Annotated in this window: 21 protein-coding genes; 4 read left to right on the top strand and 17 right to left on the bottom strand. The window is 46.9% G+C overall.

Features of this window, described 5'->3' with window-relative positions; translation table 11 throughout:
* Positions 1-259: 259 nt before the first annotated feature.
* The 5 genes from alaS to QNO02_RS23495 form a co-directional block, all read right to left on the bottom strand.
* Entirely contained in the window at positions 260-2,890 is a 2,631-nt protein-coding gene (alaS, locus tag QNO02_RS23475) for an alanine--tRNA ligase (protein ID WP_289390213.1), read from the bottom strand.
* Between the two features lie 435 nt (positions 2,891-3,325).
* Entirely contained in the window at positions 3,326-4,393 is a 1,068-nt protein-coding gene (locus QNO02_RS23480) for an AI-2E family transporter (protein ID WP_091027676.1), read from the bottom strand.
* Positions 4,394-4,686: 293 nt separating this feature from the next.
* On the bottom strand, positions 4,687-4,896 hold the full coding sequence (locus QNO02_RS23485) for a YrzR-like zinc ribbon domain (RefSeq protein ID WP_091027674.1): 210 nt from the start codon (positions 4,894-4,896) through the stop codon (positions 4,687-4,689).
* 10 nt (positions 4,897-4,906) lie between these two features.
* Positions 4,907-5,428: a PRC-barrel domain-containing protein gene (locus QNO02_RS23490; RefSeq protein ID WP_017686814.1), complete on the bottom strand. Its 522-nt coding sequence runs from the start codon at positions 5,426-5,428 to the stop codon at positions 4,907-4,909.
* A 164-nt stretch (positions 5,429-5,592) separates the two neighbouring features.
* Positions 5,593-6,744: a cysteine desulfurase family protein gene (locus QNO02_RS23495; protein ID WP_289390219.1), complete on the bottom strand. Its 1,152-nt coding sequence runs from the start codon at positions 6,742-6,744 to the stop codon at positions 5,593-5,595.
* A 132-nt stretch (positions 6,745-6,876) separates the two neighbouring features.
* On the opposite strand from QNO02_RS23495, the gene QNO02_RS23500 reads away from it, so the two are divergent.
* Positions 6,877-7,209: a hypothetical protein gene (locus QNO02_RS23500; protein ID WP_091027670.1), complete on the top strand. Its 333-nt coding sequence runs from the start codon at positions 6,877-6,879 to the stop codon at positions 7,207-7,209.
* A 181-nt stretch (positions 7,210-7,390) separates the two neighbouring features.
* Here the strand turns inward: QNO02_RS23500 and cymR are convergent, their stop codons facing one another.
* Entirely contained in the window at positions 7,391-7,810 is a 420-nt protein-coding gene (gene cymR / locus QNO02_RS23505; RefSeq protein WP_076212458.1) for a cysteine metabolism transcriptional regulator CymR, read from the bottom strand.
* Positions 7,811-8,131: 321 nt separating this feature from the next.
* Here cymR and mnmA point away from each other — a divergent pair, with 321 nt between their 5' ends.
* A complete protein-coding gene (gene mnmA, locus QNO02_RS23510; RefSeq protein ID WP_289390223.1) occupies positions 8,132-9,256 on the top strand; it encodes a tRNA 2-thiouridine(34) synthase MnmA in 1,125 nt (374 codons plus the stop codon).
* Positions 9,257-9,387: 131 nt separating this feature from the next.
* Here the strand turns inward: mnmA and crcB are convergent, their stop codons facing one another.
* The 4 genes from crcB to QNO02_RS23530 are packed head-to-tail and all read right to left on the bottom strand — an operon-like array spanning position 9,388 to position 12,418.
* Positions 9,388-9,747 (bottom strand): fluoride efflux transporter CrcB, encoded by a 360-nt coding sequence (gene crcB, locus QNO02_RS23515; protein WP_289390224.1) that lies wholly within the window; start codon positions 9,745-9,747, stop codon positions 9,388-9,390.
* On the bottom strand, positions 9,744-10,145 hold the full coding sequence (locus QNO02_RS23520) for a FluC/FEX family fluoride channel (protein ID WP_289390226.1): 402 nt from the start codon (positions 10,143-10,145) through the stop codon (positions 9,744-9,746). The genes crcB and QNO02_RS23520 overlap by 4 nt, the downstream gene beginning before the upstream one ends.
* Positions 10,146-10,177: 32 nt before the next feature.
* Entirely contained in the window at positions 10,178-11,485 is a 1,308-nt protein-coding gene (locus tag QNO02_RS23525; protein WP_133385886.1) for a replication-associated recombination protein A, read from the bottom strand.
* Positions 11,486-11,527: 42 nt separating this feature from the next.
* Positions 11,528-12,418: a LysR family transcriptional regulator gene (locus QNO02_RS23530; protein ID WP_289390227.1), complete on the bottom strand. Its 891-nt coding sequence runs from the start codon at positions 12,416-12,418 to the stop codon at positions 11,528-11,530.
* Positions 12,419-12,554: 136 nt separating this feature from the next.
* On the opposite strand from QNO02_RS23530, the gene QNO02_RS23535 reads away from it, so the two are divergent.
* On the top strand, positions 12,555-13,298 hold the full coding sequence (locus QNO02_RS23535; RefSeq protein WP_289390228.1) for an SDR family NAD(P)-dependent oxidoreductase: 744 nt from the start codon (positions 12,555-12,557) through the stop codon (positions 13,296-13,298).
* On the top strand, positions 13,295-14,197 hold the full coding sequence (locus QNO02_RS23540; RefSeq protein ID WP_249911886.1) for a DMT family transporter: 903 nt from the start codon (positions 13,295-13,297) through the stop codon (positions 14,195-14,197). The genes QNO02_RS23535 and QNO02_RS23540 overlap by 4 nt, the downstream gene beginning before the upstream one ends.
* Positions 14,198-14,321: 124 nt before the next feature.
* Here the strand turns inward: QNO02_RS23540 and QNO02_RS23545 are convergent, their stop codons facing one another.
* The 7 genes from QNO02_RS23545 to QNO02_RS23575 form a co-directional block, all read right to left on the bottom strand.
* Entirely contained in the window at positions 14,322-16,502 is a 2,181-nt protein-coding gene (locus tag QNO02_RS23545; RefSeq protein ID WP_249911885.1) for a HelD family protein, read from the bottom strand.
* A gap of 136 nt (positions 16,503-16,638) precedes the next feature.
* Positions 16,639-16,809, bottom strand: coding sequence for a hypothetical protein (locus tag QNO02_RS23550; protein ID WP_165980256.1), 171 nt, complete (start codon positions 16,807-16,809; stop codon positions 16,639-16,641).
* A 39-nt stretch (positions 16,810-16,848) separates the two neighbouring features.
* Positions 16,849-17,640, bottom strand: coding sequence for a DUF4097 family beta strand repeat-containing protein (locus QNO02_RS23555; protein WP_165980257.1), 792 nt, complete (start codon positions 17,638-17,640; stop codon positions 16,849-16,851).
* Between the two features lie 35 nt (positions 17,641-17,675).
* Positions 17,676-18,341, bottom strand: coding sequence for a TetR/AcrR family transcriptional regulator (locus QNO02_RS23560; protein ID WP_133385891.1), 666 nt, complete (start codon positions 18,339-18,341; stop codon positions 17,676-17,678).
* Positions 18,342-18,488: 147 nt separating this feature from the next.
* Entirely contained in the window at positions 18,489-20,288 is a 1,800-nt protein-coding gene (locus QNO02_RS23565) for an ABC transporter ATP-binding protein (RefSeq protein WP_289390229.1), read from the bottom strand.
* Between the two features lie 85 nt (positions 20,289-20,373).
* Positions 20,374-21,672 (bottom strand): NCS2 family permease, encoded by a 1,299-nt coding sequence (locus tag QNO02_RS23570; protein WP_133385893.1) that lies wholly within the window; start codon positions 21,670-21,672, stop codon positions 20,374-20,376.
* Positions 21,673-22,145: 473 nt separating this feature from the next.
* On the bottom strand, positions 22,146-22,904 hold the full coding sequence (locus QNO02_RS23575; protein WP_091020457.1) for a tRNA threonylcarbamoyladenosine dehydratase: 759 nt from the start codon (positions 22,902-22,904) through the stop codon (positions 22,146-22,148).
* Positions 22,905-22,912 lie beyond the last annotated feature (8 nt).

The raw sequence follows: 22,912 nt of genomic DNA on the forward strand, positions 1-22,912 counted from the left end.
CCTGCATGAACATGGGGACCATGTCCTGCCGAATTGATTTCTGTTTATATAATAACATATTCTGACTGCCACAAGTAAACAAAGGATAAGGCAATTGTGTTTTTTGCTTGTCCTTTACTGGCTTCAGCATATTGCATCAGTCGATTCCACTCGCTCTCAGGTACAAAAGTTGGACGGGAAGAAGCATCCCGATCCAACCTCCGTATAACGAACAGAACCTTTCAAACTATTTTTTGGCCTTTGAAAGCCCTCGTTCGATTTATGCAGTATGCCCGCTAACCAGCGAAACCGCCAGTTTCAGCGCTTCATCCAGCTTGGTCGCATCCTTGCCTCCGGCTTGCGCCATATCTGGACGTCCACCGCCACCGCCGCCGCATACTGCTGCGACTTCTTTGACGATTTTACCAGCGTGCAGTCCTTGTTTTACTTGTTCAGCAGGTACAACTACAACAAAATTCACTTTGCCGTCCGCTGGAGCACCCAATACGAGTACCGCGTTAGGCAATTTTACTTTCAACTCATCTGCCACTGTACGCAGTGCATCCATGTTCGGAGCATCTACGCGTGCTGCCAGCAATTGTGTATTTCCTGCTTGTACCACTTGATCGGTCAATTGACCCGCTTCCATGGCACTCAGCTTGCTTTGCAGGGATTCAGTCTCTCTGGCTGCTTCTTTCAGTTGCAGGTTCAGACCTTCAATCCGTTTAGGTACATCAGCCACATTTGCTTTGAGCAGTGCTGCTGATTGTTTGAGCAGTTCCAACTGGCTTTCCACATACAGATATGCGCCGCGGCCAGTTACAGCTTCGATCCGACGAACGCCGGAGCCGATTCCGCTCTCGCTCACCAGTTTGAAGATTCCAATCTCTGAAGTATTATTTACGTGACAGCCGCCACAAAGTTCCAAACTGTAGTCTCCAACTTGAACGACACGTACAATATCTCCATATTTTTCGCCAAACAGGGCCATCGCGCCCATTTCTTTGGCTTCATCAATAGCTTTCAGCTCGATGTTCACGTTCAGACGATTCCAGACCTGTTCATTCACCTGACGTTCAATCTCTGTCAACTCTTCCGGTGTGATGCTGCCGAAGTGAGAGAAGTCAAACCGCAGACGCTGTGGCTCTACGAGCGATCCGGCCTGGTTTACGTGTGTGCCGAGCACATCTTTGAGTGCCTTGTGCAGCAAGTGGGTTGCCGTATGGTTTTTGATAATGTCGCCACGTTTCGCTGAGTCTACTTCGGCGTTGATCACATCACCTACACGCAGTTCACCGGACTCCACAGTCACCAGATGTACATGTTGTCCGAGTGGAGCTTTGAACAAACCTTGTACTTTCGCTGTTACACCAGCACCGCGCAGCAAGCCCTGATCACTCACTTGACCGCCACTTTCCGCGTAGAACGGAGTCTTGTCCAGAACAACCTGACACGTTTGGCCTTCGCCTACAGTTTCAACAAGGGCGTCACCAGCTACGATGGCTACCACTTTTGCTTCCGTCAACAGGTCAGTATAACCAACAAACTCGCTTTTAACCTCCAGGTCAGCAAGTGGTCCACCTTGAACTTTCATGCTCTCGTTCTCTTGACGCCCAGCACGTCCAAGCTCACGTTGTTTCTGCATGGAAGCATCAAAACCTTCACGATCCACAGTCAGACCATGCTCTGCGGCATAATCTTCTGTCAGGTCAAACGGGAATCCGTACGTATCATACAGTTTGAAAGCTTCAGGTCCGCTAATAACCGTGCGTCCTTCGGATTTGGCAGTACCGCTGATATCAGCCAGAATAGCCAGACCATCTGTGAGTGTCTCGTGGAAACGCTCTTCTTCGGTTTTAATCACTTTGGCGATGAATTCCTGTTTGTCCACTACCTCAGGGTAGTACATTCCCATCACTTCACCAACGGTTGTAGTCAGTTCATACAGGAATGGACGGTCAAGTCCAAGCACTTTTCCATAACGAACTGCACGACGAAGCAAGCGACGGATGACATATCCACGTCCTTCATTACTTGGCAGAACGCCATCACCTACTGCAAAGGCAACCGTACGAATATGATCGGCAATGACTTTCAGTGCAACATCAATCTCTACGCTGTCGTTATATTTCACACCCGCAAGAGCGGCTGTTCTTTGAATCATCGGTTGGAACAGGTCTGTGTCGAAGTTGGAATCCACATTTTGCAGAATGGAAGCAAAACGCTCCAAACCTGCACCTGTATCAATGTTTTTGTTAGGAAGCGGTGTGTAGCTGCCATCTTTGTTATGGTTGAACTGGGAGAATACCAGATTCCATACTTCCAGATAACGTTCGTTTTCCCCACCTGGATACATTTCAGGATCACTCATGTCGTTTCCATAAGCTTCGCCGCGGTCATAGAAGATCTCGGTACAAGGTCCACACGGGCCTTCGCCGATATCCCAGAAGTTTTCATCCAATTTAATGATACGCTCAGCAGGTAGCCCCACTTTTTCGTTCCACAGTTTGAATGCTTCTTCATCTTCCGGATATACCGTTACGGACAGACGCTCCGGATCGAATCCGATCCACTCTTTGCTGGTCAAGAATTCCCACGCCCATGTTACGGTCTCTTCCTTGAAGTAATCTCCAATAGAGAAGTTGCCGAGCATTTCAAAGAACGTATGGTGACGACGCGTTTTGCCAACATTCTCGATATCATTGGTACGGATACATTTTTGGGAGTTCGCAAGGCGCGGGTTCTCCGGCTTTTCACGTCCATCAAAATATGGTTTGAGCGGTGCCATACCCGCATTGATCCACAGAAGGGAAGGATCGTTGTGAGGTACGAGCGATGCGCTCGGCTCGATTTTGTGACCTTTACTTGCAAAAAACTCTATCCATTTGGACCGGATTTCACTGGCTTTCATACTGGATGCCCCCATTAAATTATAATAGTCCGTTGCGTATTCGCTCCGGTTGGTCAACATTGATTTTGTAAAAATAAACACAAAAAACGCCCCTGAATAATCAGGGACGATGTTATCGCGGTACCACCCTGGTTATTGCTGTTCATCCCTTGCTGCCCGGACAAACAAACAATCTCCTCGTTCATGCGAAATAACGGTCGCTCCCGGCAGGGTTGTCCTGCACTCCGAAATTAGCTTTCCGCCGCTTCATCTTTCAAGACTCTTCCAGCCATCAGCTCAGGCTCACCCTGATCTGAAGAAGTCTTTTCTCTGAGGAAAGGAACCCTCGGCGTACTTTATTTCATCATCGATTTCATGTTCTAAACATACACACTCATTATATCGGTAGCACAAGCGGGTGTCAACGCGGGCCAGTTGATGTTTTAGGTCTACTATTTAGTCGGTCCTTCGTTTGATGTAATAGGCGAAAAAGTGTTGCACAATCACCTTCAGTACGGCAAAAACAGGTACTGCCAGAATTAAACCTACAATGCCTGCCAGTTCACCTCCGACGAGCAGTGCAAATATAATCGACAGTGGGTGCAGATGCAACGTACGCCCCACCACTTGAGGAGAAATAACGTTGCTCTCCAGCACCTGGCACAGTGTATTCACAATAACAACAAGCAGCACCATTTTAAACGATACAGTTGATGCCATGACCACAGCAGGAGCAGCTCCAAGGAACGGCCCCAAATAGGGCACAATGTTAAACACAGCTACGATGCTTGCAAGCAGCAGGGCATACGGCATATCAATGATGATGTAACCAATGTAGGCAAAGATACCAACAATGACACAGACAATAAACTGTCCTCGAATGTAGTTCCCCAGTGCAGTATCGATCTCTTTCATCACCGAGACAATCGCTTTACGACGTGAACGCGGCAGATACGCCACAATGGTGCGCTCAAACACCTCAAAGTCTTTTAACATGTAAAAGATCAGAAATGGCACGATAAACACATTAAATAACACATTAATGGTCGCCCCGATATTGTCCATGAGCACGGTAATTCCCTGAGTTAGTCGATCCTCCATCTGAAAAAACCAACTGTTCATGCCTGTTCGCACACTTGGCGGCATTAATTTGTGATCCATATTGTTCATCAGGCTCTGTGCACGCATGGACAGTTCCGGCATATGCTCGTTGAGTTCCCCCAGCTGTTCAATCAATACCGGAATGACATTCATCAGAATGACACCGAGACAGGTCAGGAAAAAGGCATATATGAGGAGTACCGCAATCGTACGCGGCACCTTGCGCCCTCCCAGCATGCTGACAATCGGATTGAGTACATAGGATATGATAAGGGCTACGATAAAGGGTGCCAACACTGTTTTCAGGAACGCATATATGTGAAGCAGCAAAGGCCGCAGCAGCCAAATAAAATATAAAATGATCAATCCGAGCAGCAGCCAGATCGCGTAACGGAACAGCTTGTTTTTGGTTAATTGCTCCACTTGCATCTCTCCTTTTGGACTGGCTCTGAGAGTCAGTATATGTAGGAAAGGTAATATTTATTAACACAGCGCAGAAGTGGAAAGAGCAATCCTAACTTTTTTTCTTAAACCCAAAAAACGCCTCCTTCATCAGAGAAGGAAGCGCATTTTGCAGTACAGGTTAGCATATAATCATACATACACCAGCCGAACCACTATGTAACCGCATCTATATACATCTGCCAACAATTAACGACAGCCTCCCATGACAGACATTGTCATGAAACCGCATATAGAGGAAGTTATTCTGCTTATTAAGAAGAAGCGTGAATATGAGGGAAGTCTTGTGGCAGCTCGTCCCCGAAGAACAAATCATCCAGGGAGCTCAGCGTACCGTCTTCTTCCACCTGATATACAGACATTTTCTCACCGTTCACCGTTAATTCAATAAAGCATCCCCAGCAATAAAACTGGTGGGAACCAATTTTCCCGATATCTTTGGAACTACAGTTTGGACATTTCATATTCATTCACCTATCCATTAACAGAATGAATGGCATTTTCCAAGCGTTGTTCACTCAGAGACGGCACCATAATGGCACTTTCCCCGATGGACATATCGCTTGTACATGGCAGCCATTTGCGGCCCTCGATCAGATCGGACACAAAACCGTCCGTAATTTCAATCCCTATTATTGTATTTCCCAACTCTTGGTCAAAATAAACATCGGAGACACGCCCAAGCAGCAAACCTTCTTCGGTGAGCACGGACATCTCCTTCAATTTAGACCGACCGAGGAGGTACGTGTATTTTATGTCGTCGGCTCCCGTCTTGCGGACAGCCTGTTGATTACGGATCATGACGGCATCTTCGCCGTAGGCAACGATATCTTGCCACTGCACGATTTTGACATGATTGGTAAACAGACCTTTGTTCTCAAGCTCAATGCCTTCGATCTCCCAATCATCATTCACAATGAAATCCTGGATTTTACCGACCTGCTTCCCGTCCTCAACATCAAAAACGGCAAGTCCGATCATTTCCTGAAGCTTCATCGCTGGGTCCCCCTCATCTTCTTATCATTAAATAGGCGCGGCGCTTTTGCTAGGTATGCCCAAAGTTGATGAGTGGCAATCAGACGCCGATCATCAAAACCGCTTCTATCCAACCGATGAAATGGAACTTCTTCCCTCCTTCTGTTCCATGTGTAAAGTTCCCCTTAGGGTCTATTACGCAGTCGTCCAAGAATGGTTCCAATTTTTTCGGCGGTTATCATGATTTCTTCCGTAGTATTACCCAATCCCCAGCTAAATCGAATCGCAGAGTGTAAAAATGTTTCAGGCAATTTCATCGCTTTGAGCACATGAGAGACTTCAAGTGAACCGGAAGTGCAGGCAGAACCGCTTGCAACAGCAATCCCTTCCATATCCAGATTCATTAACATCGTCTCTGTGGACACTTCCGGAAAGCTGATATTCAGGATGTTTGGCAGCGTATGCTCCAGGTGTCCATTCACGTGAAAGTGCTCCGTCCCCACATGAATTTCAAGCTGTTCCAACAAAAGTTTACGCAATTCCAAATCATGCTGCCGATGCGCCTCCGTTTGTGCTGATGCAATCTTGAGCGCCTCTGCAAATCCGGTAATACCTGCGATATTTTCCGTACCAGCGCGACGCTGACGCTCTTGCAACCCACCGTGAGCTCTTGCTTCCAGCACAATTCCTCGCCGGACATAGAGTGCACCCACGCCCTGAGGTCCATTGATTTTATGCGCTGAGAAGCTGATCAGGTCCACAGGCAGTTCCTTACAGGAAATATTCTGGCTGCCCAGAGCCTGAACTGCATCGGTATGGAAAAGGATATTATGCTGACGGGCAAGCTCACCTACCTCGCGGATCGGCTGAATCGTGCCTACTTCATTGTTGGCATACATCATGGTGATTAACACCGTATCCGGTCGAATGGCCTCTTGCAACTCATCCAAATTTATTCGTCCATAACGATCCACAGATAGATAGGTTACTTCATAACCTTGCCGCTCCAATTCCTGACACGTATGCAAGACAGCATGGTGCTCAATTGCAGTCGTAATGACGTGTTTCCCCTTATCCTGCCTGGATGAGACTACTCCAAAGATTGCCAGATTGTCGCTCTCCGTGCCGCCTCCGGTGAATACCAATTCGTCCGGGAAACAGCCCAAAGACGCCGCAATGACATCCCTTGCTCCGCTGACAGTCCGTTTGGCCTCACGCCCAAAGGCATGGATACTTGATGCATTGCCAAATTGTCCTGTCATGACGTTCATCATCGCTTCTGCGACTTGTGGATGCATAGGTGTCGATGCGGCGTGATCCAAATAAATTCGTTTCATTTATCTTCACCCCGTTATATGTTAAATTTCTATCTGATGGAAAACTGTCAAAATTGGAAACTGAAACGGATGCTCTGTTGTCACATCTTCGTGTATAATGTTATATATCCATTTCAAAAAGGAGAGAGAGACATGAGTGATCCCATTCTCGGGCAGATTCTGAATCAGCTTCAACAAATGGACAAACGATTCGACAGTATCGACGTACGTCTTGAAAAGATGGAAGACAGACTGAATACCATGGATAGCAGACTGGACACCATAGAGGAACAAACTAAAAACATTCCGCTTCTTCAAGAAGCTGTTCTGGAAACATTGACCGTTACGAAACGTCTTGACGCTTCCCAATCCGCCTCTGAACGCAAAGTAACTACCGAATTGAATACCCATCAGCACAGCATTGATATTTTGAATCGCCGTCAGTTACGCATGGAAGCTGATATAGAAACCTTAAAAAGTCGCTGATTCACAAGATAGACAGTTAGGCTCCAACTTGACCAACTTGTAAATCTGCAGCTTTGAATACATAGTCCCTGCTCAATTAAAGTAATCTGTAGAAAAAATGAAGAACAAAGTACCCATTGGCATGTCTAAAGCCCCCAAGTTGGGGGCTTTATTGTGTCTTCTGTGATACGAATTAGTGACCTTAAATGTAAAACATGTAGCTGTCTTTTTTGTCCTGATCCTGAAAGGTAATCAGGTCTTTCAGTGTTGTGGAATCCAGCACTTCCGCAATCCCGTCACGAATACGCAACCACAGATCACGTTTCGCCGGATCATCTTCCTCCGTGAAGTCTACTGGAGAAATTGGCCCTTCCAGTACACGGATTACATCGCCTGCAGTCACGGTTGCAGGATCACCCGCAAGGATATAACCGCCGTAAGCACCTCTAATGCTCTTCACCAGTCCTGCATTACGTAGTGGAGCAATCAGCTGCTCCAGGTAATGCTCCGAGAGCTGGTTGCGCTCGGCAATGCTTTTAAGTGATGTAGGGCCTTCGCCTGTTCTGGCAGCAAGCTCCATCATGATTGTGAGGCCGTAACGGCCTTTTGTCGATATTTTCAAAGGAGTCACCTCTTTCAATTTTCAGAAACGATTGGAAACTTTATATTTTATCCTGTGGTCCACGACCTTTTGTTTCACGATCTGTCCACAGCAGAGATTCATAGAACTAATCTTTAACCTTCTAATTCTCCGTATTCCGATCATAACCCTCAGCTAATGTTAACATATCTGCATGCTTTATGGAAAAGAAAGATTGACGATATTCCAAAATGTGCGTCTGTGGTGGACACTATCCAAAATTGGCCGGGTGTATCGTATCTTGAGTCCGGTTATGCTAGAATAAGAAACGAAACACATTTATATATAGAAATGGTGATAACGATGTCCAAAACAATTGAAAATACACGGGTCGTCGTTGGCATGTCCGGAGGTGTCGATTCTTCCGTTACCGCACTGCTGCTGAAAGAGCAAGGGTACGATGTCATCGGCATTTTCATGAAAAACTGGGATGACACCGACGAGTTCGGCCACTGTACCGCTGAAGAAGATTCAGAGGATGTACGCCGCGTATGTGAACAGATCGGCATTCCTTACTACACTGTCAACTTCGAGAAAGAGTATTTTGATAAAGTATTTACCTATTTCCTTGATGAATATAAGTCGGGCCGCACGCCAAATCCGGATGTCATGTGTAATCGTGAGATCAAATTTGGTGAATTCCTGAACAAAGCTCTGGATCTCGGCGCAGATTATGTAGCTACAGGACACTATGCTCGTCTGATTGAAGAAGATGGCACACTCAAGTTGCTGCGTGGTGTGGACAACAATAAGGATCAAACGTATTTCCTTAACGCACTCAATCAGAACCAGCTGTCCAAAGCCATGTTCCCGATTGGTCATCTGCCCAAACCGGAAGTACGCAAAATCGCAGAAGCGGCTGGTTTGTATACTGCCAAGAAAAAAGACAGCACAGGTGTCTGCTTCATCGGTGAGCGTAATTTCAAAGAGTTCCTGAGTAACTATCTGCCTGCCAAAGGTGGAGACATGGTTGATATCGCAACTGGTGAAGTCAAAGGTCGTCATGATGGTCTGATGTACTACACACTTGGCCAACGCCAAGGTCTTGGCATTGGCGGTTCCGGCAATGGTGAACCCTGGTTCGTTGCAGACAAGAATCTGGAGAAGAATCAACTGCTTGTTGTTCAGGGCGATGCCCATGCAAGCTTGTACTCCACAGGTCTAACCGCAACGGGTGTGAACTGGATTGCTGGTGCAGAGCACATGCCTAATGTGCCATACCGTTGTACTGCCAAATTCCGCTATCGTCAACCGGATCAAGGTGTTACATTGACCTGGCAGGAAGATGGAAGTGTGGAGGTACAATTTGACCAGCAACAAAAAGCCATTACGCCAGGACAAGCCGTTGTTTTCTACGACGGAGAGGTCTGCCTGGGTGGGGGTACGATCGATCAGGTGCAAAAAGTACCTGTACCCGCAATGCAATAATAGAGCTTGTCCATTAAAATGCGGATTATACACAATACCGTGTATCCCTATTAAAAAAGCCGTCTTTCATGTATACCATGAAGGATGGCTTTTTTCCTGCTTTTCTTTGCAAAAAATATAAAAATAGTTCGTTATGCAGTCAACCAGACTCCTGCCAAGCAGGCCAACACCCCAACTACAACCGAACTGACGACGTAGAGCGCCGCGCTTGCGTATCGTTGTCGACCCATAAGTCCTAACGTTTCATAGCCAAAGGTGGAGAACGTGGTGTACGCACCGCAGAACCCGGTTCCCCAGATCACCCAGATTCCATCTGAGATCATTGCAGATTGATGCCACCCGTATAACAGCCCAAGCAGCAGTGAACCACTGATGTTGATGATCCATGTTCCCCATGGAAAAGCCGTTCCCAGCAAGCCAGAGACCCATTTTCCCAGACTGAAACGCAGTACCGCACCCAGCACACCTGCAAAACCAATCCACAGGATCATGAGGCATCACCCTCTTGTCTTTGTGCTCCCAACATACGATGTCCAAGGCTCATTCCCAGCGCACAGAGCAACAACCCTGCCAACAGACTTACGATCATATAAATAGTGGGACTGATCCATTCGCCCCCTTCGGATAAACGAACAATATCCAGTGTAAACGTGGAGAATGTCGTAAATGCGCCAGTAAAACCTGTGCCAATCGCGAGTCGAAGTTGTGGTGTTATTTTGCCTGGAACAGCTATGGTAAAGAACCACCCTAAAAAAAGACTGCCCATCGCATTGATTAGCAACACTGCCCAAGGAAAGCCCACATGAGCAGTTGGTAGCGCTAACTGTATGGCATATCGGGTTAATGTACCGAGAAATCCACCCGCCCCTATATACAAAAGCTCTTTCATGTTGTGTGCATCTCCCGAGTGATCTGTCTGTCTTACAGTTCTCTGCGCCGCTGTTGGTTCAGCCTGATCTTCGATTCGTTCCCCTGCTCCGTGGCCTCATAGAATACTCTCCGTGAGAGCTGCTTCGGCAAATATTCTTGTTTCACGTAATGCCCCGGATAGTTGTGTGGATATTGATAGCCCTCATGTCCAAGCTTCACGGCACCGGAATAATGCGTATCTCGCAAGTGAAGCGGAACTTCTGCCGATTTCACCTCATCAATCGCGTTCATGGCTTTGGAAATGGCGGTATACACCGCATTGGATTTCGGACTTTCGACTGCAAACAAAATCGCTTGTGCAATGTTCAGCTTGGCTTCGGGCCAACCGTTATTCCGGTACGCATCAAGTGCTCCAATGGCTTGAGTCATAGCTTGCGGGTTCGCTAGTCCAATATCTTCACTGCTCGCTGCAATCAGACGCCGAATGAAGGTCATCGGGTCCATGCCGAGCTTCTCCACCGCGTATAGAAACCAGAACAAAGCCGCATCACTGGAACCCCGAATACTCTTGTGAAATGCAGACAGCACATCATACTGTGTGGATTCATCTGCCTTCACAATGGGGCGCCGAATAGACTCTTCTGCTACACCAAGCGTAATATGAATGGATCCATCTTTCTCCGGTGGCGTCGTCAACGCAGCCAGTTCAAGCGCGTTAAGCGCACGTCGAATATCCCCATTGGCCATCGTAGCAATATGCTCAAGCGCCTCATCGTCCGCCTGCAGTTCCATGAACCCCAGACCTTTGTCCGCATCACTCAATGCTCTGCGCATTGCAATTAGGGAATGATCCTTATTTAGCGATTCTAGCTGGAACAGAGTGGATCGGCTCATCAAGGCTCCATTGACATAATGAAAGGGATTCTCTGTTGTCGCGCCGATAAAAATAATCGTGCCCTTCTCTACCGCTGGTAATAGCGCGTCCTGACGTGAACTGTTAAACCGGTGTACCTCATCCAGGAACAGAATAGTTTTGGTTCCATACAGCTGTTTGTTCGTTTGCGCCTGTTCGATGACTTCACGCACATCCTTGACGGAAGCTTCTACTGCATTCAGACGTACGAACTGTCCTTGCGTTTGCTGGGAAATAATATGTGCCAAGGTTGTCTTGCCGCATCCCGGAGGGCCGTATAACAAGATCGACGAAATCTGATCGGCCTCGATGGCGCGCCGGAGTAATTTCCCCGGTCCAATAATATGTTCCTGTCCAATATATTCATCCAGATGCTCTGGCCGCATGCGGTCTGCGAGCAATCTAGCTTGTGGTTTTGAGTCTTGTTGAAACGAAAATAAATCCATTGCTCATCACTTCCTTAACGGATTGCCTTGCCTTGAATATAATTACACTTCTGATGGTTCTCCACTCTCTATCATATCATACTCTCGCGGTAACATAGCCATAAATGCATGAAGTGCACTGCTGACAAAGGCATCCTTGCGAGTAATAAAATGAGTCATCATGCGATTCATACCTACGGGGAGTGTATGCGTGCGCAGTAATCCATTTTTGATCTGATGTCTAATTACAATCTCTGGTAATAAGGAAATTCCCATGCCTGATGTAACCCCACTAATAATCGCTTCAAGGGTTCCAAATTCCATAATTACTGGGCGGGTAACACCACCCACCTCTAACCATTCCTCCAAAATCTGACGATAGGAACACCCCATACTGTATACAAGAATGGGTTTACTCTTAAGATCTTCTTCCGTAGGACCCATACCAGAATAGACAACAAATAGTTCTTCATCAAATATGGGAATAGAAACGATGTCGGGATGATCACAGGGACAACCAATGAAAGCCCCTTCCAATTCATACCCAATCACCTGATCCATAAGCATCTGCGAATTGCCAGTAACCAGTGACAAGGAGACATCTGGATACTGTTTATAATATCTGACGAAAAGTTCAGGTAGTCGCACGGCCGCAGCGGTTTGTGTAGACCCTATTCGCATTGGACCCGATGGTGTGCTCGTCGCCCGAAGCGCCTTGGAAGCATCATTCAGCAAACCGATAATTTTATCTGCATAGGTCAGCAACATTTCTCCGGCTGGAGATAACGTCATGCCTCGGTTATGACGAATGAACAACGTTGTACCTACTTCTGCTTCCAGATGCCGGATTCGTGCCGTTACGTTCGATTGAACATACCCCAGTTTAGAAGCAGCTTTGGTCAGATTCCCTTCCTGTGCAACACACTGAAATATTCTAAGATCCCCGCTCTCCATGGTCCCTCCACTCTGACATCATTCAAAATGATATCCGTTTCATTACCAATCATTATACTTCATGTGTAAACCGGACTACAATTCATGTAGATCCCAAACCAGTCATCTGACTGGATGATGATAAGGAGTGTTCAGCATGACATACTGGAAAAATAGAGTTGCTCTGATCACAGGTGGTGGAACAGGTATAGGACGTGCTGTAAGTGAGATGCTCGCTGAACGCGGAGCCTTGGTCGCTGTTAACTATTCCCGCTCACAAGAGGCAGCAAGAGAGACTGTTCAACACATTTTGGATACGGGAGGCCATGCATTCGCCGTTCAAGCCAATGTTGCCAATGATCTTGATGTCCGGCGGATGGTCACTACAATAACTGAAACCTATGGCCCGATCACTGCACTTGTAAATAACGCCGGAATCACGCGTCATATCCCCATGCACGATCTGGAGTCTGTTACAGATGACGTCTGGAATGAGCTGGTTGATGTGAATGTGAAAGGCATGTTTCATTGCGCTCGTGCAGTAACGGAAGGCATGAGACAGGCTGGTAGTGGTTCCATCGTGAATTTGGGCAGCATTGCAGGAAGTACGGGTTCTGGCTCATCCCTCCCTTACGCCGTCTCCAAAGCGGCAGTTCACGGTCTGACATTATCACTTGCGCACGCACTCTCCCCACACATTCGGGTGAATGCTATCGTCCCTGGCGCAGTTGCGACAAGGTGGTGGGCTGGAAACGAGGAGCGCATGCATCATCTCGGTGGAGAAGTGTTATTGCAGCACATTGCCTCACCTGAGGATATCGCACACATGATCTGTGCTGCGCTTGAACAGCAATCCATGACCGGGCAGCTAATTACTGTAGATAGCGGACAGACGTTATGAGCTCCAGTCATGATAAAGATACCCGGATCATAAAACCATTAAAATATACACTATTGATCATTTTGACAACGCTAATCATGGGTACTTCTTTTCCAGTTGGCAAGATCGGCATGTTATATGCCCCACCTTTCCTGCTCATGGGCATACGTTATGTACTGGCTGGTGGATTGATGGCCTTGTTCCTTCGTAAACGTCCTTTGCCTACTGGATGGCAGTCTTGGTTGAAAATAACCCTCATTGGTCTGTTCCAATCCGCAGGAGTGATGGGCTGCGCCTACTACAGCATGAACTGGATTACATCCGGTGAATCCGCCATTATTACGTTTACCAATCCGCTACTGGTCATTATCCTCAGTGCTCTCTTATATAGAGTGACCTACCGTTTCAGTCAGTGGATCGGTGTTATACTCGGTTTCATCGGGATAATGTTAACTTTTGGGTGGCAGATGAGCTTTAGCCCCGGAACCTGGATTGGATTTGGTGGAGCGATTTCCTTTGCCGTGTCCACATTGCTCATCAAACGCTGGGGTAATGGCTATGATACTTTTGTCTTAACAGCCTATCAGATGCTTGCTGGAGGTGCTGCGTTGCTTCTGCTGAGCGTATGGACTGAACAACCTCACTTTATGGTCAATACCACCTCGGTTATGGCGCTGCTCTGGTTAACGCTTGTTTGCTCCATCATTCAGTTTTCACTCTGGTTTTATCTGCTGCAGAATAGTGACCCAGCCCAAACCAGTTCGTATCTGTTTCTGGCACCGTTCTTTGGTGTACTATCGAGTTGGATTTTGCTGGGAGAGCACGTTCAGTGGTTTGCATTAGCAGGCGGTTTATTCATTGGTGTTGGTATATTCCTGGTGAACCGTCGCTCATCCAAAATGAGAAATAGCGTAACATAAACTTGAACTCCCCCGTCGTTCTTCGTTGGAAGATTAAGCAATTCTCGCACAAAAGCAAAAAAGGCATGCGCTTATGGGATTTTCCCATGAACGCCATGCCTTTTCTTGTATAAGCAAACTTTATCTAACCAAGCTCTGGCCAACCCTGAATGGTTACGGGTTCGCCATCGGGATTATGTGTTGCAGCCGCATAGATCGGCAGTACACCGTCATGGAACAACCACAATTCGTGCAAGGCCCGTGTACAACCAACGTACAACAGCTTTGCATCACCCGCATTTGGCAAATAATGCTTCTGGTCTACGTCTGCCACAATAACGGCATCAAACTCCAACCCTTTGGACAAGTAGACCGGTAAAACGGAGTGTCCACCCGTGTACTGCTTTTTGCCACCATCGATCAGGTTTAGATCCCAGCCTGCGTCCTGAAGTTCACGATGAAGTTCCTCTGCTTCATGCAGTGTACGGGTCAGGATGGAGACTGTTCGGTAGTCTTTGACCGTTAACACCTTCAAAGCCTGCTCCAGACTCGCCGTCCGCCCTTCGCCTCCATAAGCCAGCGTCCGAACCGGATCACCACTCCGGAAAACAGGAATCGCCGTAATTCCGCTCTTGACGCCACGTTCCAGAATCGTATTGGCATAATCGATAATTTCCATCGTTGAACGATAACTTCGGGTCAATGCAAAGTATGCATTCTGTTCCTCAGGAAACAGAGAACTCATCTCTTCCCACGCATGAACACCACGGTACTCATGAATGCCTTGAGACAAGTCACCCAGTATAGTGAAGGAATGCCCTTTGACGAACTGATCCAATAACGCCACATGAAAAGGAGAAAAGTCCTGTGCTTCATCAATCACGACATGATCGAACCGCTCCGAACCCTCAATATCATGGACCAATGTATGAATGTATACCAATGCAGGCAGATCCTCTTCACGGACGATATCCTGCTTCAGATCTGCTGCCGTTTGTTTCATGACTAGTTTTGGAATAAGCCCGCTGAGCGAGGCTGGCACAGAACCACCCTTTGCAGCTTTGAACAGCTGTTTGTATAACGTAAGCGGCTCGTATTGAGGCCATTTTTTGGCATAGGCTTTCTCACGAGTAGACGCTTTTTTCTTGCGTTCTTTGCGCACAGCTTCTGGCATCGGTTTCTTAAGTTCCATCTCAATCCAGCGGTGAACTCGCGCCATGACCCGTTCTTTGCGTTTGGCCAACGGATAATGTTTGTATTCCTCACCGAACCAGTTCTCGATCTCCGTCTTGCTGAGCACCTTACCATCCCATGGACTGAAGTCCATATCTGGTACGGAATCCGCTTCCATCCCCGAGAGCCACTCTCGAATAAGCTCCATGAAACGGATCGATCCTTTGTAACGTCCAGGTACATCATCATTCAACTCAGGTCGTGCATCAGGTGTTTCAAACCATGTGTTCAATGTATCCGACGTATTCGCCAAAGGCATTTCCAGCCCCAACAGATTCATCGCCCAATCCGGGAATGTCCGCTGCTGAATATCCCCTACTCCGAGTTCCGGGAGCACATCCGAGATGTAATCCAGGAACATGTGGTTGGGTGCAAAAATAACCATTTTCTCTGCAGATACCTGCTCCTTATACTGATACAGCAAAAAGGCAAGCCGATGCAGGGCAACCGTTGTTTTCCCGGATCCGGCTACACCTTGAATGATTAATGCGGTATTTCGAGCCGCACGAATGATCAGATCCTGCTCCGCCTGAATCGTAGATACGATATCACGCAGTTTGTTATCCTTGTTCTCTCCCAGACGATAAACGAGGAATTCATCAGATACCGCTGGCTGGTCGCTGTCACGGTTATATGTATCCGCCACACGTTCCAATATCCGCTGTCGAATGACAACGTTTCGTTTCAGGTATACCAGACCTTCAATAAGCCCTTCCGGGGCTTCATACGTAGCGGAGGCTTCGCCTCCGGTAAATGAGTAAAACAGGCTGGCGACAGGAGCACGCCAGTCGATGACGAGCGGATGCTCTCCCACCTCTTCGCGGTCTACGCCGATTTTGCCAATATACAGCGGTTTCCGTGCACCACTGCCCTGTTCTTCGAAATCCAAGCGTCCGAAATAGGGTTGCTGCGCGCTCTTGGACAAGGCGGTGCGGCGCTCTTCGCGTCCAGCTTCCAGCACTTGTTCTGTGAAGTCGTGGCCGGTATACACCGGAATGTTCTGAAGTCGTTCCAGCTGACTGTCCACTTCCTCCATCGTTCGCTCTAACCTGTACTCTTCTTCTTGATAGGCACTTTGAAAGCTGTCTGACATGTTTCAGTTACCTCCTAAGAATATGTTTTGCTCTGCATCACCTAGATCTGGCAATACAAAAGGATACTTACTATATCACATAGAGCAATTGAAAGCCACATCCGTTTTGTAGTCTTACTTTTGTAATATATGAGGCTCATCTGAATTGATAATTAATGATGGCACTGACAAGCGCACAACAACCAAACAAAATAAACCACCAGGCCCACTTGTTTCTGGCCAGCCTGCGCCTACTGTTCAATGCGCCGTAAATCCCAATTAGCAGTACGATGGAGGAAAAGCTAATTCCTACGATCCAACCAGCCATTATATCTGCCCCCTTTATTATCAGTACACGATCGGTGTCTCATTTCCTGGATTTTAGATGAAAAGCTCCTCCTCGAATATCCACATGGAATTCACTTTTTCCACTTTTGTGTATTAGATCGTTGCTGTCCCCATGAAGGGGAGTCAGATCAAATTCACTTTTAAACGCTCCTGATCTTTCTTTAAGTATAATTTGAAAACCTTCGTTATCTGGAATGGAAACCACTGCCTTTGCCCCTGTTGATACGGAATGCAATCTCTCTGGCATCTTGAGACAGTCCATATTTAATCCTCTGCCTGTTGTGTTAATTTGCAAGTGACGAAACTCCCCCGAAATGTCGATCTTGGCTGAACTGGATTGAAGATTGAGCTTATCTGCACTAAGGTGTTGCGCTTTCACTACGGATGCCACTGCGCTCAGTTCAAGCTCCTCCATCCTCCCTGATAGATCTACACTACCTGAGGTGATCTTACATTGACAGCGAGTAGCCAAAAGCCGATTCAACCGGAGTTGTCCTCCTGTGGAGTTTAGTAAAATACGATCAAAAACCCGAGCAGGAAGCTGAATCTCCAATGCTGTTCTACCGATATTTATTCCAACGAGGCCTCTCCTTTTTCTTCCGTCCACAATGCTTAAGGTATCCCCTCGTATGTTAACTTGCAGCAGCCTTCGCTTGGAAAAGCACGCATCCGCATATTGCATGACGTGAATCAGTTCATCCACACTCGGAAGAACTCTGATATCTCCTGACAACCAATTTAGCTGTATATCTTGAATGGATTGATCAATGTCTATGGTCTTGCATATGGCAAGCTCACTACTTTTCAACATCTTTTCCCTCTCCATTTCAAACAATAGGTGTATGTTTATTCCGCCTCCGCATAGCCCCCCGTGCTGGCATGCCGATTCGTAATTCGCTGAATGAGCTGTTCGCTAACGATATCTGCTCCCAAGAGCTTCATCATGTGCTGTAGAAACTTGAGTCTCTCCAATGTCTGTCCCTGATCTCGGCCAAAAAGTAAGGGATTAATCCAAATGTTGACGAGCAACATGAATATTTCGGCACACTCCAAAGGAAATTCGACTGAAATGGACCCATCCTCCTTGCCCTGTTCCATAATGTCGGCAATAATTCGAGCATCCTTCAGAACACCCTTCCTGATTCCACCAAGTACAAACTGTGGATTCTTGATCTGAGTGCTTAGAACCTGATCAATTGAGTTGGACTGGATTCCAGGATCAACGATAATATTTTCCAAAATACTGATGAGCTTCTGTCTGGCATCCGGAGCATGCGTGTTCTGGATGAGTTCCATAAACATCTCTTCTGCCCGCCCAAGCTCCTTCTCCATCACTGCACTAAGGATATCCTCCTTGGATTTGAAATGATGATATATTGCACCTTTGGACATACCTAATTCATCTATAATGTCTTGAATACTGGTCTTTTCATATCCCTTTTCGGTAAACATTTGAGTTGAGACTGTCAGAATCAGGTCCAGTGTCTGCTCAGGGTATTTATTTCTGGCCATAAGTTCCTCCTTATACATACCAACGGTCGGTATCTATAATATAGATTATGTCGGTCCTATTGTAAATATTATGAATTTATAGAACTAGAAAAAGGATCTCCGTTGAAATACCTCATGGGTATAACGGAGACCCTGCATTAATGAGAATTACTCTTCGTTTTGCACCGTAGCTGCATTTCCTTCCTGTGCCACAAACTGTTTTTGAGCTAATTCACGGTATACCGGATGATTGCTAATTAATTCCTTATGAGTTCCTGTTCCGGTAACATGTCCATGCTCCAATACAACAATCTGATCGGAGTCCACTACTGTGGACAACCGATGTGCTATCACAATCGTGGTTCTGCCTTCCATCAGGTTGGACAAAGCCTGTTGTACTTCATATTCTGAGGTACTGTCCAAACTGGATGTGGCTTCATCCAACATAAGAATATCCGGACTGCGCAGTAAGGCACGAGCAATAGCAATCCGCTGACGTTGGCCCCCGGATAACTTAATTCCTCTCTCGCCCACTTCCGTGTCATAACCCTGTGGCAGCTTGTCGATAAAGTCGGCAGAATAGGCCATCTCAGCAGCTCGCCGGATCTCATCCATCGTGGCCTCACGATCCAATCCGTACGTGATGTTGTCTTTGATCGTGCCCGCCATAAGTGGACTTTCCTGAGATACATACCCAATCTTGCTACGCCAGGAGGCCAAAGAATAATCTGTTATGGCTTGTCCCCCATACGAAATGTGGCCTGAATCGGGCATATAAAACTGCTCCATCAAAGAAAACAGTGTTGATTTACCGCTACCGCTTGGACCCACAATGGCTGTCACCTTGCGCGTGGGAACCGTCAGATTGATCCCGTGCAGCACTTCCTCACCTGTGACATAGGAAAAGTGCACATCATGGAATGTAATCGTCTCATTTCCTTTTGGCGCTACCTTGGTGCTGTCATGTGGCTCTTCCTCATCGGCAAGGATCGCTTGTATGCGCTCCGTTGCACCTACAACTTTTTGCAAACGGGAGTATAACGTCGTGAATTGTCCCATTGGCATAATGACCTGGAACAACAGCAAAATGAACGCAACCAGTTCACCAGGCGACAACAGTCCAGACGCTACACGCATTCCCCCCACACCCAGAATAACGACCAACACGGCAGTCATGACAAATGTAAACAAGGGACCGATCAAAGCAAGAATGCGTGCTTCCTGCAAACCAAAAGCAAACATTTTACGAATTCGGGAATCCCCTGCTTCCGATTCCTGTTTCTCCGTGCCGTAGGCCTTCACCAAGCGAATCTCGCCAATAACCTGACTGAGCACGGACGTAAGACCTGCCATCTCATCCTGTTGTTTCTTGGAGATCTTGTACATCTTCTTCCCGACCGGCAACAGAATCAACAACGTAAGTGGCACCAGACTCAGGATAATGAGCGACATCACCCAATCCAAATAGAACAGTAACGCCACACCACCCACAACGGCAACGATGTTTGACACAAAGGAAACCAGATAGTCTGCGATCAACGTCATGATCTGGCTTGTATCATTCGTAATTCGGCTCATGGTATCGCCAGTGCGGTTGCGATCGAAATACGGCATTCGCAGCGACAATACCTTGTTCCACAGCTTCGTGCGAAGCGTTGCGACCACGCGTTGTCCTGCGTAATTTAACATATAAATGCTGATACCTGAGGCAATCGCCTGAATCACAAATGCCCCAAGCAATAACAAAATAACAGATTTGTTCAGTGCCGAAGTGGTAAGTCCATCAATCAGACCTTTGGTCATCAGTGGCACAATCAGTCCGGCCGTCGTTTGAATCAGGGTTAAAATGAGGGCCAGAATCAGGATCAGTTTTGGCGGGTTCGTGGAAGCAATAAGCTTGACGAAATCCTTAAATCCCTTTTTTCCTACCTTCGGTTCATTATGCCCTGCTTGTTGCTGTTCTTCCATTCCCGTTCCTCCCGTTCTCCATCAGCTCACCAGAGATCATACGTATGAAATTACATGACGTTGCCTTTTGTTAGTTAACATAGCTTTACAAGATACCATGTAACACAAAATTGGCTAAAAAGAGGATGGAAATGCCATACATGACCACAGGTACCTGTTTACCTTGACCTGCTGCCAGCTTCGCTAATGGATAGGCAATAAACCCAAACGCCATACCGTCCACAATGCTATATGTAAATGGAATCATGACCATGATTAGAAATGCTGGGAATGCCTCTGTGAAGTCACCAAAATCCATATCTTTCACACCTTGCACCATCAGGCCACCAATAATGATCAAAATGGGAGCAATGGCACTGTCCGGAATGTAACCGAGTAGCGGGATGAAGAAGAAAGTAGCCCCGAATAACACAGCTGTAACGAGTGGAGTCAAACCTGTGCGTCCGCCTGCGGCAATTCCGGCTGTAGTCTCTGCTGCGGCAACTGGAGGACTGCTTCCGAATACACCTGCCAACACGGTGCTAATGGATAGGGCGCGCAGACTTCCTTTGAACCGCTCTGGACGACCAATCATCTGTGTCTGAGCGGTAATTAATCCGATATTTTCGAACACCACAATTAGCAGTAGCAAAAATACTGCGATCCAGAAGGCGACATCAGCCAGCTTCATCAAAGACAATTCGCCAAACAACCCACCGTATTGACGCAACGCATCCATCGCTGATACGGACTCACCCGGGTTCACTGCTCCAAGTACATAGGCAAGACCTGTCCCGACCAGAATACTGATCAGAAGTCCACCCTGTACGTTCCGTATAAATAAAATTAAGGCAAGCACCAGCGTAACGCAGGCTGTAATGACATTTGGATCATTGAAATGCCCAATCGCAACAAACGTGGTCTGGTGTGCGATAACGATTCCACTTTTTTGCAAACCGATAAATGTCAGAAACAAACCTATCCCGACCGTAATGCCATGCTGCAAATTTTTTGGAATTGCTTCGCTGATCATTTTGTATAGTGACGTAAACGCAACAATGGCAAACAGTATACCTGTAACGGTTACAACGGCCAGTGCTTCTTGCCAGCTTAATTTCATGGAATGTACGAGTGTATACGTAAAAAATGCATTAATCCCCATTCCGGGTACCACGATAATCGGTGATTTTCCGCCAAATGCCATGAGCAAACAGCCTGCAATAGATGTCAGCAAGGTTCCAACCATAGCTGCCTGCAATGGCATTCCGGCATCGGAAAGAATTGTAGCATTGACCATAACGATATAGACCACGGCAAAATAGGAAATGGCTCCCGCCACAACTTCCTTTTTCCACTGGTCTCCTGGTTCCATGCCAAGACGTTTGGTCATCCATCCGTGTTTCATTTCGTTTTATTCCCCTCTCTCTATATAGGCTGAATAACTGAGTATTTACACTCCACCACTACGCGGACAGAACAACCTTCCGATCGCTGTTATCCCCAGATTTTTTTGCATTTCCTTCTCCAAAGGGAAAATCTGGTGATAGCGTATGCTTCCGATGTAGCTTTCTTTCAGAAAGCTTTTAGGCGCACGCTTCGCATCTCCAGCTTTTTTCTGTCCTCTCCGTTCTCGTGTAAAAAGTTAAATTGAACCTATATGCCGCAAATCTTTATGTATGTATCATCATTTCGCGCAGCAGTGAATATCATACACGGTTTTGACTTTGAAGTACATGACGTAACTCTGACATTTCTCCGGGTATGCAGTTCGTCTATCATAGACGATTGACGTCCCATCCGCTCCGTCTTGCGAAGTATGATCACACCAAAAAGCGCAGATGCCTTATCAGCATCCACGCTTCTTCAGTTGGCAGCAAGTTACTGCTGCTTGTTCTCTGCAATTTCTAACAAATCCTTAATCGCAACACTGACCATAATCAGTCCGGCTACCGGAGGTACAAATGAGTTACTCGCAGGTGGCTGTTTAGCCTTACGAATTTCCGGAGCATTCTCTGGAACGATTTTTTGTGTTACGTCCTCGCGCGGTTTCATCGGCTTTTCAGTCGAGAAGACCACTTTCACGCCTTTTTTAATGCCGTCTTTGCGAAGTGTGGTACGCACAACACGGGCAATTGGGTCCATGGTCGTTTTCGAAATATCCGCAACCTGGAATTTCGTTGGATCCATTTTATTCGCCGCACCCATGCTGGAAATCATCGGAATTTTACGTTTCAGGCACTCTTTAATGAGATGGATTTTGTAGATAATCGTGTCGGATGCATCCAGCACATAATCCAGTTCATATTTGAACAATTCCTCATACGTCTCTTCCGTGTAAAACATATTTAATGCAATTGCATCACATTCGGGATTGATCAGTTTTACACGTTCCACCATGAGGTCCGCTTTTTTCTGTCCCACTGTCGTGGTCAGAGCATGAATCTGGCGGTTAATATTGGTGATGTCCACGACGTCTTTATCAATCAGGATGATGCGCCCAACACCGCTACGGGCAAGAGCTTCTACAGCAATACCACCTACGCCGCCAATACCGAGCACAGCGACTGTACTATTCTTTAATGCATCCAGACCTTCAGGTCCGATCGCAAGTTCTGTTCTTGAAAATTGATGGAGCATTGAGAATC

This window comes from Paenibacillus sp. PK1-4R (assembly GCF_030369595.1).
In the GTDB taxonomy this organism is placed as follows: domain Bacteria; phylum Bacillota; class Bacilli; order Paenibacillales; family Paenibacillaceae; genus Paenibacillus.